Origin of the sequence: Emticicia soli, from assembly GCF_037860775.1 — a bacterium.
In the GTDB taxonomy this organism is placed as follows: Bacteria; Bacteroidota; Bacteroidia; order Cytophagales; family Spirosomataceae; genus Emticicia; species Emticicia soli.
The window spans coordinates 325106-346662 of the sequence record NZ_JBBEWC010000006.1 but is presented as its reverse complement, the minus strand read 5'-3'; the positions used below and the strand labels follow the sequence as shown (position 1 = coordinate 346662).

18 protein-coding genes are annotated in these 21557 nt (G+C 39.7%); 8 read left to right on the top strand and 10 right to left on the bottom strand.

Going from position 1 to position 21557, the window contains the following annotated elements:
* Positions 1-54 precede the first annotated feature (54 nt).
* The 6 genes from WAE64_RS11615 to WAE64_RS11590 form a co-directional block, all read right to left on the bottom strand.
* Positions 55-1191, bottom strand: a complete 1137-nt coding sequence (locus WAE64_RS11615; RefSeq protein WP_340236601.1) for an iron-containing alcohol dehydrogenase — start codon at positions 1189-1191, stop codon at positions 55-57.
* A 112-nt stretch (positions 1192-1303) separates the two neighbouring features.
* Positions 1304-2002, bottom strand: a complete 699-nt coding sequence (locus WAE64_RS11610) for a zinc metallopeptidase (RefSeq protein ID WP_340236599.1) — start codon at positions 2000-2002, stop codon at positions 1304-1306.
* Between the two features lie 235 nt (positions 2003-2237).
* Positions 2238-2717 carry a D-glycero-beta-D-manno-heptose 1-phosphate adenylyltransferase gene (gene rfaE2 / locus WAE64_RS11605; RefSeq protein WP_340236597.1) on the bottom strand — a complete coding sequence of 160 codons (480 nt, stop codon included), beginning with the start codon at positions 2715-2717 and terminating at the stop codon, positions 2238-2240.
* A gap of 128 nt (positions 2718-2845) precedes the next feature.
* Positions 2846-3838, bottom strand: a complete 993-nt coding sequence (locus WAE64_RS11600; protein WP_340236595.1) for a lysylphosphatidylglycerol synthase transmembrane domain-containing protein — start codon at positions 3836-3838, stop codon at positions 2846-2848.
* Entirely contained in the window at positions 3835-4185 is a 351-nt protein-coding gene (gene panD / locus WAE64_RS11595; protein ID WP_116981318.1) for an aspartate 1-decarboxylase, read from the bottom strand. Before panD ends, WAE64_RS11600 begins: the two co-directional genes overlap by 4 nt.
* A gap of 345 nt (positions 4186-4530) precedes the next feature.
* Entirely contained in the window at positions 4531-5418 is an 888-nt protein-coding gene (locus tag WAE64_RS11590) for an alpha/beta hydrolase (RefSeq protein ID WP_379976455.1), read from the bottom strand.
* Between the two features lie 267 nt (positions 5419-5685).
* On the opposite strand from WAE64_RS11590, the gene WAE64_RS11585 reads away from it, so the two are divergent.
* The 3 genes from WAE64_RS11585 (at position 5686) to WAE64_RS11575 (ending at position 10089) form a co-directional block, all read left to right on the top strand.
* Positions 5686-7893, top strand: coding sequence for a carbohydrate binding family 9 domain-containing protein (locus tag WAE64_RS11585; RefSeq protein WP_340236588.1), 2208 nt, complete (start codon positions 5686-5688; stop codon positions 7891-7893).
* Position 7894: 1 nt separating this feature from the next.
* Positions 7895-8587: a hypothetical protein gene (locus tag WAE64_RS11580; protein ID WP_340236586.1), complete on the top strand. Its 693-nt coding sequence runs from the start codon at positions 7895-7897 to the stop codon at positions 8585-8587.
* A 278-nt stretch (positions 8588-8865) separates the two neighbouring features.
* Positions 8866-10089, top strand: a complete 1224-nt coding sequence (locus tag WAE64_RS11575; protein ID WP_340236584.1) for a hypothetical protein — start codon at positions 8866-8868, stop codon at positions 10087-10089.
* A 246-nt stretch (positions 10090-10335) separates the two neighbouring features.
* Here WAE64_RS11575 and WAE64_RS11570 read toward each other — a convergent pair whose 3' ends face one another.
* Complete coding sequence (locus WAE64_RS11570; protein ID WP_340236583.1) at positions 10336-11547, bottom strand: chorismate-binding protein; 1212 nt, start codon at positions 11545-11547, stop codon at positions 10336-10338.
* 170 nt (positions 11548-11717) lie between these two features.
* On the opposite strand from WAE64_RS11570, the gene WAE64_RS11565 reads away from it, so the two are divergent.
* The 4 genes from WAE64_RS11565 (at position 11718) to WAE64_RS11550 (ending at position 18124) form a co-directional block, all read left to right on the top strand.
* Positions 11718-13049, top strand: a complete 1332-nt coding sequence (locus WAE64_RS11565) for a thioredoxin family protein (protein WP_340236582.1) — start codon at positions 11718-11720, stop codon at positions 13047-13049.
* 183 nt (positions 13050-13232) lie between these two features.
* Positions 13233-16052 (top strand): DUF7133 domain-containing protein, encoded by a 2820-nt coding sequence (locus WAE64_RS11560; protein ID WP_340236581.1) that lies wholly within the window; start codon positions 13233-13235, stop codon positions 16050-16052.
* Between the two features lie 42 nt (positions 16053-16094).
* A complete protein-coding gene (locus WAE64_RS11555) occupies positions 16095-17144 on the top strand; it encodes a sugar phosphate isomerase/epimerase family protein (RefSeq protein WP_340236579.1) in 1050 nt (349 codons plus the stop codon).
* Positions 17145-17473: 329 nt separating this feature from the next.
* Positions 17474-18124, top strand: a complete 651-nt coding sequence (locus tag WAE64_RS11550; protein WP_340236577.1) for an outer membrane beta-barrel protein — start codon at positions 17474-17476, stop codon at positions 18122-18124.
* 203 nt (positions 18125-18327) lie between these two features.
* On the opposite strand, the gene WAE64_RS11545 is transcribed toward WAE64_RS11550, so the two are convergent.
* The 3 genes from WAE64_RS11545 to WAE64_RS11535 all read right to left on the bottom strand — a co-directional run bounded on the left by WAE64_RS11545 (position 18328) and on the right by WAE64_RS11535 (position 20754).
* Positions 18328-18480 (bottom strand): hypothetical protein, encoded by a 153-nt coding sequence (locus WAE64_RS11545; RefSeq protein ID WP_340236575.1) that lies wholly within the window; start codon positions 18478-18480, stop codon positions 18328-18330.
* A gap of 51 nt (positions 18481-18531) precedes the next feature.
* On the bottom strand, positions 18532-20367 hold the full coding sequence (locus WAE64_RS11540) for an asparagine synthetase B family protein (protein WP_340236573.1): 1836 nt from the start codon (positions 20365-20367) through the stop codon (positions 18532-18534).
* A 102-nt stretch (positions 20368-20469) separates the two neighbouring features.
* Positions 20470-20754: a PqqD family peptide modification chaperone gene (locus WAE64_RS11535; RefSeq protein ID WP_340236571.1), complete on the bottom strand. Its 285-nt coding sequence runs from the start codon at positions 20752-20754 to the stop codon at positions 20470-20472.
* 323 nt (positions 20755-21077) lie between these two features.
* On the opposite strand from WAE64_RS11535, the gene msrB reads away from it, so the two are divergent.
* The gene (msrB, locus tag WAE64_RS11530) at positions 21078-21536 is read left to right on the top strand and encodes a peptide-methionine (R)-S-oxide reductase MsrB (protein ID WP_340236570.1); all 459 of its coding nucleotides are present in this window, start codon (positions 21078-21080) and stop codon (positions 21534-21536) included.
* Positions 21537-21557: the final 21 nt, after the last annotated feature.

The following is a 21557-nucleotide window of genomic DNA, read 5'->3' as shown; positions in this document are numbered from 1 at the left end:
CAAGAAATTAGTGCATTTATTTTGTTCAAACCTATGATATCACTGGGGCGACTCTTACAAGGCTTCCAGATACAATGCTTTAAAATCTTCCCTGCTCACAGGTTTGGGGTTATTGGGGTGGGCAAAGTCGGCAATAGCTAGGTCGGCTAGTGTTTCTATATGCTCGTCTTTTACGCCAATGTCTCTTAAACGATGTGGAATATTGATGCGACTATTGAGGTCGAAAAGATATTGTACTACTGCTTCACCTGTTTCGTCTTTCAGGTCAAGCGTGCGGGCAATTCGGCGGAATTTATCTTCAAAACCTGCTATGTTAAACTTCATGCCATAGGGTATGTTTACCGCATTGGCTAAGCCATGATGTGTATCTAACAACGACGAAAGCGGGTGCGCTAACGAGTGCACAACACCTAAACCTTTCTGAAATGCAATAGCACCCATCATTGAGCCCAATAACATTTTGCTGCGTGAGTCTACATCAGGGTTAAGTACTGCTTTTTCTAATGAATTATGGATGAGAGAAATTCCTTCTAGTGCAATACCTTCGCATATTGGATGATACATTTTAGCTACAAAAGCCTCCATGTTATGTGTCAGGGCATCCATGCCTGTGGCTGCTGTTACAAATGGCGGTAAGTCCATTGTAAGAAGTGGGTCGGCGAAAACTATTTTTGCCAGTAATTTAGGCGAAAAAAGAATTTTCTTCTGATGTGTTTCGTCGTCGGCAATAATCGCACTTCTGCCTACTTCGCTACCTGTGCCCGAGGTTGTGGGTATTGTGATAAAATGCGGTACATCGTTGGTTACATAGATGTCTCCGCCAATCAAATCATCGTACTTAAATAAATCTTCTCTGTGGTTTATACGCAACAAAATGGCTCTTGCAACATCCATTGCGGCACCGCCACCAATACCTATTATACTATCTCGTTCGCTTGCATAATAAGCCTCATCTCCCTTATAAACATCTGATTTAACAGGGTTTTTATGAATATCAGAGAAAACCTCGGAGCTAATGCCTTTAAGACGTAAGTTTTCTACTATTCGCTTTAAGAAAGGCAAGTTTGCTACCACAGGGTCGGTAACTATGAGTGGTTTTGAAAGCCCGTTGTCTTTCAGGTAATCAGCCAGTTCGTCTACGACACCTGCGCCAAAGCGTATTTTGGTAGGGAAGTTGAAGGTCGAAATCACAATAGATAATAGTATTAAAATGAATAAAAAACAGAAAAACCATCAATCAAACAAAAGTAATTAATAAGCTTGTTTGATTGATGGTTTCCCAATATTTTTTTGCTAGATGCGCTTAGTCTCTTCTACCAAGAAACATACTTACATAATATAGTAAGTTGGCTACTGCACCTGCCGCAGCTACTACATACGTAAGAGCAGCCCATTTCAAGGCGTCTTTAGCCATACCATGCTCACGGTTGTTTACAATTCCTCTCGACTCCATCCAGGCCAAAGCACGGTTGCTGGCATCGTATTCTACTGGTAGCGTAATCAATGCAAAACCGGCAATAATAGCGTTGGCTACTATCAGGGCTAATAACACTGTTTGTGCCATAGCTGTATTTCTTGAAAATATATAGGCCATAAACATGAACCCGAACATATAAAAGAAGTTCATGGCGTTTGTGGCTACGTTTACGATAGGCACCAAGGCCGAACGCATTTTAAGTGGGCCATAGGCAATGTTGTGTTGTACGGCATGCCCGCACTCGTGAGCTGCAACGGCTGCTGAGGCCGCACTGTTACCATTATATACATCGTAACTAAGGTTAACAGTCTTATTAAGCGGGTCGTAGTGGTCTGATAACTGACCTTCAACCTGTACAATTCTTACGTCATATATGCCGTTGTCGTTAAGCATTTTACGGGCAATTTCTGCACCTGTCATGCCATTAGCTAATCCTACTTTTGAATACTCGGCAAATTTGCTCTTTAATCTTGACGAAACCGCCAAGCCAAGTAGCATAAAAACAATACTTATTACAAAAATCATAGCGTTACTTTTTCATTTTAAAAGTTGATAGTAGTTTGACGGATTTTGAAAAGAGTATGTTTAACCATTATCATTCGACCTGCAAAGTCATCTTTTTTGTCTATACTTCGTTGCATTTTTCGATGTAGCTGCTGGCTACATCTGCAAAATATGCCTTGTCTAAATAAAAAATCTTTCCTTTTCGGCGGCCGCCGCGCGGTCAGAACAATAATATTTAAACCTACTCTAAAAGGTATCAGTCTAAATCCTTTATTTTTTTTATGATAGCAGTGGTTGAGTAACCATTTACCAGGGCAACGGTTTTTACCTCTCCTCCTTTAGCTATAACAAAATCTGCTCCAACAATGTTCTCAATGCTATAGTCGTCACCTTTCACCAAAATATTCGGACAAAGTGTCTCAATCAGTTCTTTGGGGGTTGGTTCATCGAACAAAATGACAGTATCTATAAATTCAAAAGCCGACATCATGCGGGCACGGGCGTACTCATTAACAATGGGGCGGCTTGGGCCTTTAAGTCTTGATACTGAGGCATCGGTGTTTAAACCTAATACAAGTTTATCGCCTAAATTGCGGGCTTTTTCGAGATAATCGATGTGGCCTAGGTGAACAATGTCGAAGCATCCATTAGTAAAAACGATTTTTTTGCCCTCAGATTGCCATTCCTGCACTTGTTTTTGTGCTTCTTCTTTATTTAATATTTTGGATTCGGTCATGAAATTATTCAAAATTTATACGTTGTCGGAGGATTTTAGTATCACATTTAGTATTTTAGATTTTACCACAGAGTTTCCCGGAGTTTTGCACGAAGTAACACAGAGTTTTTTCTTTCGTACCCTAAAAATCAAACACTTTCAATCTTTTTCTTTGGCAGTGTGAGGCTGAGCAAAAAGGCAATAACACCAAAAATAACTACAAAAAACAGCCCTTGCATGGCATGTAAAAATGTAGCTAACGTAATACCATCTTGCTCTGAAAGTCCGTAAAGTACTACAATGCTTCCTACCAGAAAATGATAACTGCCAATACCGCCTTGCGTAGGCGCAGCCATGCCAATAGAACCCATTACAAAGATTGTAAGCGCTGCCAGTGGCGACAGGTTGGCTGTCTCTGGCAATGCAAAACAAAGTACATAAGTAGTAAGGTAATAAATAACCCAGATAAATATCGTATGAAACACAAATACCATTGGGTTTTTAAGGTTACGTACACTCAAAAATCCACTTGCCAAGCCTTCTACAACCTTACTGATTTTTTGGTATAGTGGCAATTGTGAGATTTTGTCTTTATTGCGCTTAAAAGTCAGATACGCCATAAAGGCTAATATGATAAATGCTGCACCTAAACCAAATAATAAAATCGGGTTCTTGAATTTATTGCCAAAGAAATTGAAAAAGAATGCACTGAGGCGGTCGAATTCAAGTACCAGATTTAGCAGAATAAGTACCAATAACACCAATACATCGGCTATGCGCTCGGCCACTACAGCCCCGAAAGATTTCTCAAACGGAATATCTTCAAGGTTTTTTAAAGTACCACAACGTGCAAACTCTCCGGCTCTCGGAAAAACCAGATTGGCCAGATACCCAACCAATACGGCTATAGTAGTTCTGAAAACCGATGGATTATAGCCCAAAGGTTGTAGCATTAATGCCCAACGGTAGGCCCTGCTCCAGTGTGCCACCAGTGCCAATACACCCGAGAGTGCAACCCATGTGTAATCGGCCTGTTTTATTTTTGCCCAAAGGGCATTCAGGTCAATATCTTTAAAAACAAACCACAGCAAACCTCCGGCTACAGCCAATGAGATAAGGTATTGCAAAACTTTTTTTATCATTTCACAACACGGTTATTCTCGTCAGGAAACACTACAAGGGGTTTGTGGGTTTTGGCTTCTTCCTGCGTCATCCAGGCATAAGAGATAATAATCACTATATCGCCTACTTCTGCTTTGCGGGCTGCGGCACCATTGAGGCATATAATACCCGAGCCACGTTTACCTTTTATGGCGTATGTTTCAAGGCGTTCGCCGTTATTATTATTTACAACTTGTACTCTTTCGTTTTCCATGATACCCGCGGCATCGAGCAAATCTTCATCAATCGTGATACTTCCTACGTAATTTAACTCTGCCTGAGTTACTTTCACTCTATGGATTTTCGACTTAAAAATATTTACAAGCATAATATACCTTCCTTTGTTTAATGTGCTGCAAAATTATAAAATTGCTTAGTAAACAAACATTCCCATGTACAATAAAATTCCGTAAACAAGATTTGGGGTGGTTTTGGGCTGTATCATAAAAAATAAAACCCTCTGGTTGGAGGGTTTTCGTATGGGTAATTGTAGTAGCAACAAATGTTTGTGGCGCGAACTTTTAGTTCGCAGTTGGCATCAGAGTGTATCATTTATAAAATTGCTACAAGTCGAACTAGATAATTTCATTTCCAACAATTTATGGTTTTGAAATATTTATAGACCTACTGCGAACTAAAAGTTCGCGCCACAAATTGTTCGCCCTAGTATTTATTACTTCTCAACCGCTACACCATTCGCTCTTAATACCTTCTGGAAGAAAAGCAGGTGATAAGGTAATGAGTTCTGCCAATATTCCCAGGTATGTGCTCCCGGTCTTTCTGTATAATCGTGCGGAACACCATTGTATAGCAATCGGCTGTGCAATTCTCTGTTAGCGTCAATCAAGAAATCATCTACACCACAATCAATTGTAATAGGCATACCGTTTTTCTTAATGGCATCAACCATGTTGATGATTGAGTTTTTTACAAATACATCGTTCGAAGTATCTGATGTGCCCAGTAATTTCTCAAAACGGGCTTTAAGCGATTTCGTAAAGTCTTCGTTAATTTTAAACTTAGTGTAGTTCATGTCCATTGCTCCGCTCATAGTGCCTGCTGCACAAAACAATTCCGGGTGTCGGCTCGAAAGGTACATAGCACCGTGTCCACCCATCGAAAGACCCGTAATTACACGGCCTTTATTGCTACGTACAGTGCGGTAAGTGTTATCTATTTTTTGGATAACTTCTTTAGTAATGTAGGTTTCAAACTTATTGTTCTGGTCGAAAGGGCTATCCAGATACCAGCCAAAGGTTTCACCTTCTGGCATTACGATAATCATATTAAACTGGTCGGCCAGATTTCTAACCAGCATTTTGTCTGGTGTTTGTGTAAGCCAATCACGAAAATGACCGCTTCCCCCATGTAGCAGATATAATACCGGATAAGATGCTTTACTATTGGCATAAGATGCTGGCAATACAACTGCTGCTTTGTAAGCTTTTTTCATTACAGCACTTGGCACATCCAGAGTGTCGACAGTAGATGCTTTTGATTGAAAATAGGCGAGAGTTAAAACTGATAAAATTAATAATCGTAGGGTTTTTGTAAACATCATAGTATTTAAAATTATAAGGGTAAAAAAATTACTATTGAGCCGGTTTAGCGCTCGCAGCAAAGCTAATCAATAGAAGATAACATTTGTAGAATAAATGATATTATGCATAAAATAAATGATATTTTAAGAAAACGCTAATTACTCTACTATAAGCTATGATTCAACAACTCAATACACTGCTATAACAACTCATCACTTAATTTGTACGCAAAATAGTATGAAGTGCTACTTTTTGCTATTTTTGTGTATGTGAAAAGCTACGAACCTATGATAAGAAAACTACCTTATTTTTTATTTTTTATTACCTCTTTCTCTTTTGCTCAAGATGCCGAAATTTTTAAACCAGACTCAATCAAAAAAAAGATTGAAGCTGTAGCTGTAAGCACCAATTTAAGAATTGATGGTGTAATGAACGATGCTGAATGGAAACTGGCCAGACCAATAGCTGACTTTATTCAGATTGAGCCTTTTCAGGGGAAAAAACCAAGCCAACGAACCGAAGTAAGGGTGCTTTATAACAAGTACTATTTATATTTTGGCATTTTTGCCAGTGATTCTCTAGGAAAAAAAGCTATCAGGGCTACTGACTTCAAACGGGATTTCAGTTTCCGTCAGCACGATTTAGTGGCTGTTTCGTTTGATGGTTTCAACGATAAACGCAATGCGATGGCTTTGGTTACTAACCCCTATGGTGTACAAAGAGACTTTCTGTCGTTCGACGATATTTATTATGACATTGACTGGGACGGCCTATGGCGAGTACGAACTAGCCGCACAGACTCGGGCTGGGTTGCCGAAATGGCTGTGCCCTGGCAAACGCTACGGTACCCGAAAACTGATTCTCTGACGCAGAACTGGGGGATTAACATATTCCGTAACCGTCGGCTAACTAATGAACAAACGGCTTTTTCGCCTTATCCACGTTCGTTTACTAACACACGTATGGACTACGCAGGTGTACTGACCAACTTGCAGCCGCCGCCACCGTCTACCAATTTACGTGTACAGCCGTATTTTCTGACATCATTCGACAGATATAAGAATTTTGATAACAAGCCGAACGATAATACGTATAAGATAGGAGGTGAAATCAAATGGGCAATTAACCCCAACGCTATTTTAGACCTCACGGCCAATACCGATTTCGCACAGGCCGATGCCGACCGTCAGGTAAATAACGTTACTCGTTTCTCGGTGTTTTTTCCTGAAAGAAGACAGTTTTTCTTAGAGAATGCTTCTTTGTTTGGGGTAGGCGTAGGGCCAAACGATGACCTTTCGGGCGGAACTATGCGTGTGCAGCCATTTTTCAGCCGTAGAATTGGTTTAGATGATAGAGGAAACCCGATTCCGATTGATGTGGGTGCTCGCTTTGTGTATCGTTCGCTGAAACGTAATTATGGTGCTATTGCCATGCGCCAGCGAGAGGTGGGCGATAGTCCCGGTACTAATTTCTTTGTTGGGCGATACTCTGAAAACTTTGGTAAACAAAACCGTATTGGCGGGCTTGTAACCGTGAAGAATCGCCCCGATGGTAGTAACATGACGGGCACAATAGATGGGTTTTTCCGTTTGAGCGAATCTCATTCGCTTAATACAATGGCGGTTTACTCAACTTCAACCAATGGTGGCAAGCAAGGGTTTTCGGGTTTGGCTCAGTATTATTATACTACCAACCAACTGAAATTCTGGTGGACACAATCTGTTGTTACCAAGAATTTTAACCCCGAAATGGGCTTTGTTTCTCGTAGCGATGTGATAGGTACTACACCAGGTATATTTTTCTTTAATCGAGGTAAATGGATTCCGTTCAAGAAATTTATCAGGGCCTTTGAGCCGGGTATCATGACAGAATTTTACCATCAGGCTTCAACCGGAAAACTTATTGAACGTCAATTGAATATTAACCCAATCTGGCTGAATTTTCAGCGAGGTGGATTCTTTGGCTATCTTGTCAATCCAACTTTTCAGCGTCTTACCGAGCCTTTCCAGCCTCTGGGCGTATACATAGGCACGGGTGATTATAATTATGTAAGGCATCAGATTTATGCCAGCACCGACCCATCAAAGTTTATCAGTTTTAATACTGAGTTTAACTGGGGAACCTATTTTAACGGTCGTTTAAATGGGCACGATATGCGTGTATTGCTAGCGCCAATTCCACATATTTCAATACAGGCACGCTATAACCGCAACCATTTCAAAAACGTAGGCGAACTTAATACTTCTACCAAAGTAGATTTGTATAGCATTGAAGGGCGTTTTGCTTTGAATCCGAGGGTGCAGGTGATAGGCTTTTATCAGAAAAACTCTGAGAACAATTCACAGAATTACAACATACGTTTGTCTTGGGAGTATCGTCCATTATCGTATATTTACGTGGTTTATAACCATCGAGGATTCGATAATTTACAGTTGAAACAAACACAGGCCGAAGACCACGTAATTGCTAAAATAAGTTACCTTAAACAATTCTGATATGAGATTTTTACTACTTGGGAGTTTATTTGTTCTATTACTTAATTCGTGTACATCAAATAATAATGAACAAGCTACTGATTCTACAGCCTTAGCCGATTCTGCCGCAAAAAAGACAGTAGATTGGGAGTGTATTCCGGGCGAAAAAGCAGGAGTGGTAAACAGCACAAGTAGCGAACAAGGCTTAATAGATTTACTCGGTAGTGAAAACGTAAGCCCTCACGATACCATTTATGGTGCCGAAGGCATGTTTTCGATAGGAACAATACTTTATAAAGGCACACCTAATGAAGCGCATATAACATGGAAGGATACACTCAACTTTAAAGACCCTGCGTATGTTGAGGTAGGTTTTGCCGAACTCAGCAACCTGAATAAGGTGGATTGGTACACAACAACAGGTGTAAAAATAGGTACAAAACTGACAGAGTTAGAAAGAATAAACGGAAAACCCTTTAATTTCTCAGGCTTTGGCTGGGATTATGGTGGCTCGGTAGTAGACTGGAACGGTGGTAAATTAATGAATGCCGATAGCACCAGTTATTTATCGGTGATTCTTGGCTATGATTATGACGACCAGACATTAAACAATGTTGTGGATAAATTACTGGGCGATAATTCTTTTGAATCTAAGAACCCCAATGCTCAGAAACTAAACCCGCATGTGGCGCATTTAATTATTAGTTTTAAGTAAGTTTAAACACGAGCAGCAAGTATTTAGTTAAGCTTTTATAAGTATTTTGAACATAACAAGATTAAGTCAAACGTTGTGTGTTATTTTAATAATAAAAAAACGTCTTAAATGCTTAAAAATCAATTGCTTTGGTTTTATTTGTAATAAAATTTTCGGAGTAGGTTTGAGTGTTATTTTTCCTGAGGCAACAAGATACTTTGTACCACAGACGATAATCTTTGCATATTCTCTTCGATAGGCTCTTTCAATAAATTACACATTTAAACTTTTAACAAAAAATGGCAACTAGTAAGAAACCCGAAACCGATAAAGTTGAAGAAACAAGTAATGATGCAGTATCAGATGCAAAAGCTGCTGTTAAAGAAACCATTGAAGCAGGTAAAGAAAAAGCTGCTGAGGTAAAAGAAGAGGCAGCCATTGCCGCTAAAGAAGCAAAAGCCGCCGCCGAAGAGAAAGTAGAAGAAGCAAAAGAGGAAGCAGCAGCAAAAGTAGAAGAAATTAAAGCCGAGGCTACAGAAGCCAAAGAAGCCGCTACTGCTAAAGCCGAAGAGGTAAAAGCCAAAGCCGAAGAAAAAGTGGCACTTGCAGAAGAGAAAGTGGAAGAAATAAAAAGCGCAGCAACCGAAAAAGCCGCAGAGCTAAAAGAAGAAGCCAAAGCTAAAGTTGAAGAAGCAAAAGCAGCGGCAACAGCAAAAATAGCTGAGGCAGAAGACAAAGTAGAAGAGGTAAAAAGCGCAGCAGCCGAAAAAGCCGCAGAGGTAAAAGAAGAAGCTAAGGCCAAAGTAGAAGAGGTAAAAAGCGCAGCAGCAGAAAAAGCCTCAGAGCTAAAAGAAGAAGCCAAAGGCAAAGTTGAAGAGGTAAAAGCAGCAGTAGAAGAAAAAGTAGCTGCGGCAGAAGACAAAGTAGAAGAGGTAAAAACTGCAGCAGCCGAAAAAGCGGCTGAAGTAAAAGCTGATGCCAAAGAAGCAGTTGAAGCTGGCAAAGAAAAAGTACAATCTTTTACCGAAACAGCTAGCGATAAAATCAATGATTTGAAAGAAGATGCGGCCGAAGCAATTGATGCCGCTAAAGCCAAAGCACAAGCTGCAGCCGCTAGTGCATCAGATAAATTTGATGATTTTAAAGATGATGTAAAAGATGCAGCATCGTCGGCAAAAGCTAAGGCAAAAGAAGTGGCAGAAGATGCAGCCGATAAGTTTGAAGACTTTAAAGATGATGTGAAAGAAGCAGCAGCATCGGCAAAAGCTAAAGCACAGGAGTTTGCAGCAGAAGCATCGGAGAAATTTGAAGAGCTTAAAAACAAATATGCTACCGAAGAAAAAATCAATGAGCTGAAAAATCAGGCGGCTGATAAATTGGAAGACATAAAAGAAGACGCTGAGGAAGCCATTGAAACGGCAAAAGCAAAAGCACAGGAATTAGCCAATGAAGCGGCCGAGGCAGCAGAAAAAGCAACACAAAAAGCTAAAGGTTTCTGGAGTCGATTATTCGGTAAAAAATAAGCAAGGCTTTTTATAAAACTAAAGGGAATAAGTTTTAACGCTTATTCCCTTTTTTGTATTGATTTTGTCTAACGTCTACACCGAATGATTAGGAGTTAAGAAATAAACGTTCTTTGGAATGCCTAATATTGTAGAGACAGGGCAATGCCCTGTCTCTACTTTGCGTACCTTAATAAATAATACTATAAAAAAATAAAGCAGTCTTACGAACCGAATTCGTTGCTAAAAGATACACAGGCGTAAATTTCATCCCAAAAACTTACCTAAAGTCTGCAATTTCATTTCAGTTTCGAGCCACTCTTTTTCTGCGCTTGAGTCGGCCGTTATACCACAACCTGCATAAAGCGTAGCTACACCGTTTTGCAGTTTCATAGTACGCAAATTAACAAAAATATGAGATTCCTGCTGGATATTCACAGGACCTAAAAATCCACTGTAAAACTCACGGTTATATTTTTCGTTGGCCAATATAAACTGCTTGGCAGGTTCTTTGGGCATGCCACAAACTGCCGAGGTTGGATGCAACAAATCGAGCATCACAGTAGCCATTTCAGGGAAATTGATTTCTACCGTATCAACACTATAATCCATGCGCAGGTGCATCAGGTTTCCGGCTATTACGGTCTTTGGCCCTTCTTCTTCAAACTCACGCACCCGTATCTTTTTCAGGCAACTCACAATATAACGGCTCACCAAAGCGTGCTCTTCAATCTCTTTTTGTCGCCACATCGCCTCCGATGTTTTAATTAGATTTCCATCGGCATCATAAGCCGACTGCGTACCTGCCAGTGCCATTGTTCTGAATATTCCTTGCGCATCCTGGCTAACCAGCGTTTCGGGTGTTGCACCCATCCAGACAATACCTAAGCTTGGAATAGAAACCGCCGACACAAAGGCATTGGGGTAGGCATTACATAGTTTATCAAAAACCGATACTATTTCAAAATCGTTGGGAATAGTAATAATTTTTGTCCTTGAAAGCACCACTTTCTTAAAATTTCCGGCTTCAATCTCATTAATTGCTGTCTCTACTTCTTCAATAAAGTCTTCTTTCTTCGTAGCTTCTTCAACAGCACCGTTTTGGGTATAAAAAAAGGGTTTTGCCGAAAGCCTTGCCTTTTGTAATTCTATAAAACTGGGGTCAAGAGACGAAGGACTTATGACTTCTTGAAATACTTCGTTTTCGTAATTAGTCGTATCAGAAAAAATATAGTGCAAGTCGGCTTTTAGAAAGTACGTATCGTTCCCCTCTGGATTAATAAATGGCGAAAACGCAAAACCCGGGCCCAGTTCTTCAAATTCTATCTTGATTTGCTCAGGCTCTTTAAGAAAAGACGTAAGAAAGTGTTTCGTATGTTGTTTGGGCAAGCGCCACATGGCTGTTGGTAAACCTAATGAGAGCGCCGCATTCCAGAGTGTTTGTCTATAATTATTTGTCTTTGAAGTCGTTGTTGTCATATCACGAGACTATATCCTAAACATTTTTGTAAGATATAAGGTATTTAATAAATCCTCTATTCAAAGAAACAAATTTGGGGCGAAAACCTCTCAAAAAAAAGCAGAAGTTTTCATGATGTAGATTTAATCATATAAATTTGTTAGAAATGTGCAAAAACACACTTAATTCTATGAAAAAAATACTCTGTTTGCTGTTTTTTATCGTTTCTGCTGCTTCTGCCAAAGACACAAAAGGCATCAGTTTTACCGAGGGCACATGGGCAGATATACTCACCGAAGCCAAAACACAGCAGAAACTTATTTTTGTAGATATTTATACCACCTGGTGCGGGCCATGCAAAACAATGGCCAACAGGGTATTTACCGATGCCGCAGTAGGCGAGAAGTTCAACGCTTCTTTTGTCAATTTCAAGATTGATGCCGAAAAAGGCGAGGGAATAACTTTGGCAAAAAAGTACCTGATAACAGCGTATCCATCTTACCTTTTTATAAATGCCGATGGCGAACTGGTGCACCGAATTGAAGGTTCTATGCCTGCCACTAGGTTTATGGCAGAAGCCGACAAAGCCATGCAGGCAGTTAAGGTTTTTACGCCTCTTACCAAGCTGGAAAAAGACTACACCGAGGGGCGCAGAGATAAGGAGTTTTTGTATGAATTGCTTAACCGAAAAAAGCTGAATGGTGAGTCAACCGCAATAATGCTTGACGAATACCTGAAAGCCGTACCGGAGTCGGCACATAAGACCGAAAAGATATTGATGATAATATCGGAGAATATTGAGGTGATTAACACAAAGGCTTTTGAGATTCTGACTGCTTCCTTGAAACGCTTCATGAACATGACACCCGAGCAGCAGCGTTTTGTGTTAGATGGTATCTCAAAAGCTAAACGGAATACCTTTAAAATAGCTGTTGAAAATAAAGACAAAGCACTATTTGAGCGGCTGATTGAAGCCGTGAGACAGACTTCGTATAGTGAGGTCGGATTTGAAGCAGAAGAAAGGAAATTCAGGCTCGATTATGCCAAAATGACCCGTGATGCCGAAAATTTCAGAATGATTGCAGCTAAAGAGGGTGCCCGCTTGCTGGCAAAAACCAATGAAGAATTGGCAGCAGAAACACAGCAGAAAACCGAGCGATTTATACAAAACGCAAAAGCCAGAGGTATTAATGAAAATACACCTGAGTATCGGGCAGCATTGGAAGAAATGCAAAACAATGCCGAAAAACTGACTGCCTTTCAACTGAATGATTATGCCTTTGGGTATTTGCAGTTAATAGAAAACAAAGACGAACTCGAAACAGCCTTAAGATGGTCGGAACGCTCAATTGAATTATTGAAACTACCAGGAAACCTAGACACCTACGCCAATTTATTAGCCAAACTAGGCAGAAAAAAAGAAGCCATTACCATAGAAAAAGAAGCAATTAAGCTGGCTAAGAAACAAGGCATTGATACCGAAGAACTGGAGCAGAGTTTGAAGTTGATGAAGCAAAAGTGAAGTTTATGACTCATCTTGTTTTAGCTTATAATTAAAGATAGCGGAACCTACTCTTAATTTTATCACCTTCTATATTTTGTAATTCCCCAATTTGCCGTCTTTATACGGGTATTTGTCGATTTTTTTGGAAGTATGTACAACAATCAAGTATTTTTATTGAAATATTATTTTTCAAATAAAAAAATGAAAGTATCTAAGAAAATGCCTTCCAAAACCCTAAGAGTTTTCTTACCTGTTGCTTTTTGTCTCTACCTCATAAGTTCTTGTAAAACAAGCCAACCTACCCAAACTACGGCTGCTATACCTGAGCAAGATTTGGTGAAAGACGTTATCAGCTCGTTTTCGGCCAATCTTCCGCAATTGAGTTTGCCGGAAGGGGCAGACCCTAAAAGCGATGACTGGAATGGCGTTGATTTAGAGGAAAAGCAACCTGTTAAGCCCTTGTATCCCGCCGAAGAAGCCAAGCATTTTTTGCTCCCTCCGGGCTATCGCATTGAACCAATACTGACTGAGCCTGCTATTCAGCAACCGGGTGCTATCGCTTTTGATGGCAACGGGCGTATGTATGTGCTAGAGTTAAGGTCTTATATGCTCACTGCCGACTCTAAAGATGAACTAGAGCCAACAAGCCGGATTTCGAGATGGGAAGATAAAGACAATGACGGGGTTTATGAATCGGGCACTACTTTCATTGATAATCTGATATTCCCACGCTTTGTGTTGCCTTATGGCAAAGACTGCGTGCTCACGATGGAGTCGGACGCTGACAATGTTTATAAATATACCGATACCGACGGCGATGGCAAGGCCGATAAAAAAGAGCTTTTTACCAATAAATATGGCCGTTCGGGCAATGTAGAGCATCAGCAGGCTTTTATGTACTGGGGCATGGACAACTGGCTATATAGCACAGTAAATGCTTTCAGGGTAAGGGAAACGCCGGGCGGTGTAATACGTGAAAAAACAGGTTTTAACCGTGCTCAATGGGGTATCACGCACGATGATGAGGGTAAACTATGGTTTCAGGGCGGTGCAAGTGGCTTGCCGTCGTACTTCCAGTTTCCGATTCATTACGGAAACTTTGAAGTGCCTAACGAGTTTGCCAAAGGTTTTGATATTCCGTGGGGAGCAGCTATAAAGATATCGGATATGCAGGGAGGTATGGACGAAATCAGACAACCTGATGGCTCGTTGAAACGCGTTACCGGTTCGGCAGGAAATGATGTGTACAGGGGAGACCGCCTACCGGAATCGCTCAGAGGTCAGTACTTCTATGGTGAGCCGGTAGCCCGCATTGTGCGCCAGATAAATCCTGTCGTAAAAGAGGGTTTAACTACTCTCCATAACGTGTATCAAGACCAGCAGTCTGAGTTTTTACGTTCTACCGACCCGCTTTTCCGTCCGGTTGACATGGCCACTGCGCCTGATGGCACCATGTATATAGTAGATATGTATCATGGCATTATTCAGGAAGGTCAATGGACACAAAAAGGTACCTACCTACGTACAAAAATCGAACAATACCAATTAGATAAAGTAGTAGGTTTGGGGCGTATCTGGCGTATTACTTACGACGGCAAGGAAAGAGACAAAACCAAGCCTAAGATGTTGAACGAGAAAACATCGGCTCTGGTAAAACACCTTGAACATCCGAATGGCTGGTGGAGAGACGCCGCTCAGCAACTAATAGTATTGCGCAAAGACCTTTCGGTGGTATCGGCATTAGAAAAAATGGCATTAAATAGTCCGAATGTACAGGCCCGCATACACGCCATCTGGTCGCTTGAAGGTTTGGGGGCTTTGAAAACCGAAACAGTGCAAAAGCTAGCCAACGATACTAACCCTCGCATACGCATTCAAGCGCTAAGAGCAGGTGAAACGCTTTATAAAGCCGGACAAAAAGAATTAGATGCCAATTACAAAACTGCATTGAACGATACCGATACCGACGTGGTAGTGCAGGCCATGTTGAGCAGTAAGTTCTTGAAAGTGCCTGATTTAGAAGCTAATATCAAAAATACAGTAGCAAACAATAAAGCCGCAGGGGTGAAACTGGTTGGTGAGCAGATTATGACCCCACCAAGGGTTACCAGAGGACTGGGTATAGGAGGCGAACTAAGTAAAGACCAGCAGGAAATGCTAAGCCGAGGTGCTGTAATTTATAACGAGCTATGCTCGCAATGCCACGGTAACAATGGCATGGGTACGCCGGCAGGTGATGGCAAATTATTAGCTCCGGCGTTGGCAGGTTCACAGCGTATTCAGGCGCACCCGGAATATGCCATAAGAGTATTGTTGCACGGAATGGATGGCGCCATAGAAGGCAAAACCTACGCAGGTGGCATGATGGCAAGCATGAAAGAGCAACCCGACCAATGGGTAGCTGATGTGATTTCTTACATCCGCAATGGTTTATCGAACGATGCTTCTTTAGTGTCGCCTAATGTGGTGGCAGGCATACGCCAGAAAACGGCTAGCCAAGCAGGTATGTATAAGTACGACGAACTTATTAAGCTTGTGCCGCACGAATTACAACAACGTGATGGCTGGAAAGTAACCGCCAGCAACACGGCTTCAACCCGTATTGGTGGCAATGTGTCGCCGACAAGTGCGTTTACTTACGAAGGCTGGTCAACAGGTGTAAAACAAGCCAAAGATATGTGGTATCAGATTGAGTTTCCGAAAGAAACAGCCGTTAGCGAAATACAGTTTAATTCGGCTGCAATGGTAAAAAGAGGTTGGGTGCCTAAACCAAATACGCCACCAGGGCAAAGACCAATGGTACAAACCTACCCAAGAATATACACAGTAGAAACATCGGCCGATGGTACAAACTGGCAACCTAGCCTAGCCTCACAACAAGGAAAAGATGGTGATAATATTATAGCTTTGAATCCTAGAAAGGCTAAATTTATCAGAATAAAGCTTAATCAGGGTGTAGATAATCCTGAGGACGATATTCCATGGACAATGAAGCAATTAAAAATATTTGAGCTCAATTAATTATATTAAATTCGTAAAATCAGTAGCGAACAATAAAATACAATGGAAAAATCAAACAATCTCTCTGTGTCACGTCGCCAGTTTCTCGGAACTGCCGCAACACTTGTTTCGGGTTCGGTATTGGCAAGCAATTCTGTTTTCGGAGCGCCTGCTTACATCAAAAATCTTTTCGGACCCAATTCACTTATTAATGGTGTTCAGATTGGCGTAATTACTTACTCGTTCAGAGAAATGCCTGACCAAAGCGCAGAAGCCGTTTTGCAATATGTATTAGAAACAGGTATCAGTGCCATTGAATTGATGGGCGACCCTGCCGAAATCTATGCAGGTAAACCTAAGAGCTATGTTGATATGCGTTCTGTTTTTCCGTTGATGAGAAAAAGAAACGAAAAACAGGAAATGACCGAAGAAGAGAAAAAGAAACTGGAAGATGCCGAAGCACAAATGAAATCATACAATGCTGAGGTAGCCAAGTGGAGAGCAGGTGCTTCTATGGCGAAGTTTGAAGAACTAGGCAAAATCTATAAAAAAGCAGGGGTGTCAATATATGCATTCAAACCAAATGCTTTTGGCCGTAACAACAGCGATGTAGAAATTGAATTTGGTATGAAAGCCGCTAAAGCTTTGGGGGCTAATCAAGTAACACTAGAGCATCCGGCAAATGATGAACATACTTTGAAATTGGGCAAAATCGCTGAGAAAGTGGGTGTGAAAGTAGGGTATCATGGCCACGAGCAACAAACTTATACTTTCTGGGATACTGCTTTAGCACAATCTCCGGCCAATGCTTTAAACCTTGATTTTGGACACTTCGTGGCCGCAGGTAACCCGAAACCGCTTGATTTCATTAAATTGAAACATGACAAAATCGTGAGTATGCACATCAAAGACCGCCAGACACCTGAGCACGGCAAAGGCAACGTAGTATGGGGGCAAGGAGATACGCCTATCAGAGAGGCTTTGAAATTGATAAAAGACAATAAATATAAATTCCCGGCAACTATCGAACTAGAATACAAAGTACCAGAAGGCTCGAATCCGGTTGCTGAGGTGAAAAAATGCTTAGAATTCTGTAAGAATTCTTTGAGTTAATAAACAATTGGCCTTAAACCAATTAATCCCGATTTTGCCTTTATGGTAGAATCGGGATTTTTTTATTGCTTGATTTACAAGGGTTTAGTTTTCGCTTATATCTCCCTTATTAGGGTAAATGCATTAATTTTTATTAAAAATATACCGATAAATAATTATTTTTTGTTTGTGTTTATTAATTTTTAATATTTGCTAGCGGTATTTATTAATCGGGTTTGTGTTTGTGATGGTTATTGATTAATGAGTAGTATTATTTCTATTATGCATTCTTCTGAAATTTATCAAAGTTTGAAAAAGAATTAAGCCTAAACAATAAAACTTTAATTAAAATGAAAAAAAAGCTACTGTTGATGATTCTACTATGTGCATCATTTCAAGCCTTCTCACAAACGATTGCGCTGAAAATTGGAGCTACGGGCTCAAAGTGGATTGGTAATGATGGATTTCTAGGAGTTTTTGATTTAACACATCAAAAAAGGTTGAGTTCAATAAATATAGGACTCTCTGCAACTTTTCCTTTACCTGTTAAATCTCTCTCAATTAACCCTGAAATATTTATTACCAAAAGAGGTATAAAAGGATATGATTGGGATTATTATGATGATTATGAGTTGAAAATAGTAACCAATGCTATCGAAATCCCAGTTTTGTTAAGATACGATTACAGTATTACTGAGCAAATAGGCATATATGGTTTTGCAGGGCCTTCATTAGTGTTAGGGCTTAATGGTAAGGTTACAGAAACAGATGGAAATTCAGTTTCGTCAGAAAAAATTGTTTATGGAAAAGAAAGCATTTCAAAAAATGATATTGGTTTCTCTTTAGGTATTGGTGCTTCATATATACTAGGAAAAGGCTCTGTTTTTGCAGATGTTAGAGGCTTCAATGGTTTTACTGATGTAGAACCTGATATAAAATCAATAACTTTTAGGAATGGGGCATTGAGTATTGCTTTTGGGTATCGGTTCAACTTAAAATGATTGCTTATAATTACGACGTTTATCCATAAGTTAGTACTATAAAACTAGCACTTGAATTAATCAGAATTATGCTTAAACCAATTAATCCCGATTTTGCCTTTATGGTGGAATCGGGATTTTTTATGGGTAGTTTTTAGAGAATATTAGCTAATATATCGCTTAGGCTAAGTAAAAGAGGGAGCTATTGCGCTCCCTTCCGGACTTTAAGAAATTTCAAGTGATCCGAAGTCACCACCTGAGTCACCAACGCCTTGAATGCGCTCTTGTTCGATAATAGTAAACTCTGGGGTTATCCAGGTATCTTTTTTTTCTTTAGGGTCTTTATCCGGAAATTCAGGGATTGTACTTTGATTCATAATAAAAATTTAGGAGTAGAGGTTAATAATATTTTTAAAAATAAGGTATACTTACTCAATGTTATGGTCTTTTAGCCATTGAATAAAAACGAATATGAGTACGCTCATGGTAGCATTAATATCTCCTTTGTGCAAATGAGCTTTTATGTTTTTTTTATTCATATACACTCGGGTCGATTCGTATTCAGGGGCATATAATAGTTTATTTCTCCATATCTCTAAGGCACCTGTTCTATCTTGAAAATCGGGTGAATAAGCCTTTTTGTATTTGCGCCAAACAATTTCATCAGGTACCAATCCTCTCATTGCTTCTCTGATGAGACCTCTTCTTAAGCCATTATCAAATAGCACTTTTTCGGGTACATCTAGGTAAAACTCCAGTAGTTTTTTATCTAGAAAAGGTGTTGTTTTGCGTAAACCAAAATGAGCATCTCTGTAATAAACTTCGTGGTGGTCTCGTCCCAGGTTGCCGTTGTTCATAGCATCCAGAAGCGTAGTTTTCAAATCAAGGCTATAAGTTCTATCAAAATCGACTATCTTTTTTTCGATTTCCGGCGAAAAATAATCTGTATTATCATCACTTTTCTTTTTTAAGGTTTTCTTTAGAAAAATATAAAAAGGAGTATATGCCAGAATATCAGATCTTACTAATTGTAAAACTGAGTAACCATAGCCTTTCTTCAGTAATTTAAGAATCCTGAATATCTCACCAAATTCCATCCCCTTTGTTAGTTGGTATAAATATGACCTTCTGGTGTTAGAAATGGCATGGTCGCCACCGTAACCATTAAAAAGTAACCTTATGTTTCGGCTTTGAGCAGCTTCAAGAAAAGTGGTATCCAGATAATGAAAAGGGTTAAATGCGCCATCGGCCTCTTCAAATAGGCGTTTCAGGTTATGAAATGGGCCTATGTGTTTTGGAGGGCAGATAAATACCTGCTCCATATTAGGCAAGTGTTTGCCTAATAAATTGATATAGAAACTTTCATCGTTTGCTTTATTAGGGTCGTTTTCGTCTAAGACTGATGAAAAAGCAGTAAAAGATTTATTCTTTTTGAGTAAAATCTGGCTTATGAGGCTTGTAATAAACGAAGAGTCTAAGCCTCCGCTTAGCTTAACCCCAACAGCTTGATTGGTTGAGATGCGCTGTTCAATAGCTTCGGTCATTAGTTCTCTCAAGCATTCTCCCCATTGTGTCAAAGACTGAAACCTATATTTTCCAGGTATTTGGGCTGTCCAGTATTTTTGTTGCCTCAGACCTTTGTGAGGGTTATAGACCAAACTATGACCGCCCTTTAGTGCATGAATATCTTTTATGTAAGTATACCCATTATAATTTCTGACAAAGCATTTAACAATAAAGTCGTCGTTGAAATAGTGTGGTGAAGATTTTACAGCAAGAACTGCTTTTATTTCACTGGCAAAAATGAATCGTTCGGGCGAATCATGATAAAAAAAACTTCTGTGACCAATGTGGTCAGAGGCAGCAAAAAAAGACCCTGTACTTTTATGATATATCATAAAGCTGAACTCACCTTCCAGATGCTCAACACAGTTTTCTCCCCATTTCTTAAACGATTCTATTAGCAACAAAGCATTAGATATATCTTCTTGTTTTTTTCTAATATTTAGCAACACGGACAAGTTTACTCTGTTGTCTATACGAGCATCAGCAATAACAATATATTCTTCGTACACAAATGGCATTTTCTCTTCTTCCTGCGTAGCATGAGTCATTAAATGATGATACCCAAGCATTACGTTTTCAGCAGAATAAATGTCTTTGCCATCAATAGCATGATGCATGAGTTTCTGGCTCATGGTGTTAATATCTGTCAGTTTTACTAATACTTTATTTTTATTGATAATGCCAAAAATTGCACTCATCTTATCGAAGCATATAAAGTCATACCAAGACAAGGTTCTAGAAAAAACAATGTCATGGGTAATGTTTTAAGTCAAATATTTTTAGCGAACTCGCTCAGTCTTTTAATCAGCTAGCTTATGGAGCATTTTTTCTTTCAGCATTTTTTGTAGATAAACTACTGTTTCATTTTTGCAGACGGATTCATCAACTTCATATTTATCAGTAAGCTTTTTAATTAGGTTTTCTACTGAGATGGGTTCTTGTAAAAACATCCATATATCAACAGCTATCCTATTAAGCTCCATGAAAACTCCATTTGAGGTATTCATCATTATAGCTTCATCCCCTAAATTGGTAAAAAGAAACAATTCGTCGTTTCTTATGATTTTAATATGCAGGTTGTTCATTTATTAGAGGAAATTCAGATTGTTATTATATGTAGTAGGTTTCAGTGTTTAAATATACAGCAAATATATGGTTTCTGAAAACTGATAGTGTTGAAGGAAATTAAAATGAGTTGTAGAGAAACCAGCTCGGCAATAAATTCATTAGCTATTATATTATTGAAACATTTATTGTTGAGTAAACGTTGTTTAATTGAAAGACTCATCAATTTTTAAGTATCAATATATTTGTTATGATAAAACCTGTTGGCCTAAAAAAAATACTTATTCTTTCTTTAGCAGTTTTAAGTTTCCTTAGTTGTCAGAATAAATCCCAACAAAATACTATGCAAACCGAAGAATTAAAAAAAGGTAATCCGTATTACTCACATACCGATAAAACCCCGTTGAATATCAGTAATGAAGAGTGGAAAAAAGTGCTACCGCCTGATGTATACGCAATTATGCGCCAAAAGGCAACCGAAAGGGCTTTTACAGGTAAATTCTGGGACTACACCGGCAAAGGTACTTACTACTGTGCTGCTTGTGGCAATAAGCTTTTCCGCTCTGATGCCAAATTTGCCAGTATGTGCGGTTGGCCAAGTTTCTTTGAACAAGAAGACAAAAGCAGCGTAGTGTTTGAAGAAGACCATTCGCACGGTATGAACCGCATAGAAGCGCTTTGCGGGCGTTGTGGCGGGCACCTAGGGCATCTTTTTGATGATGGCCCGGCACCAACACACAAGCGCTATTGTATGAACTCAATCGCACTTGATTTCGAACCTGATGATAAAACGCAGTTGTAAAATATATTTGGCGTGAGCCGG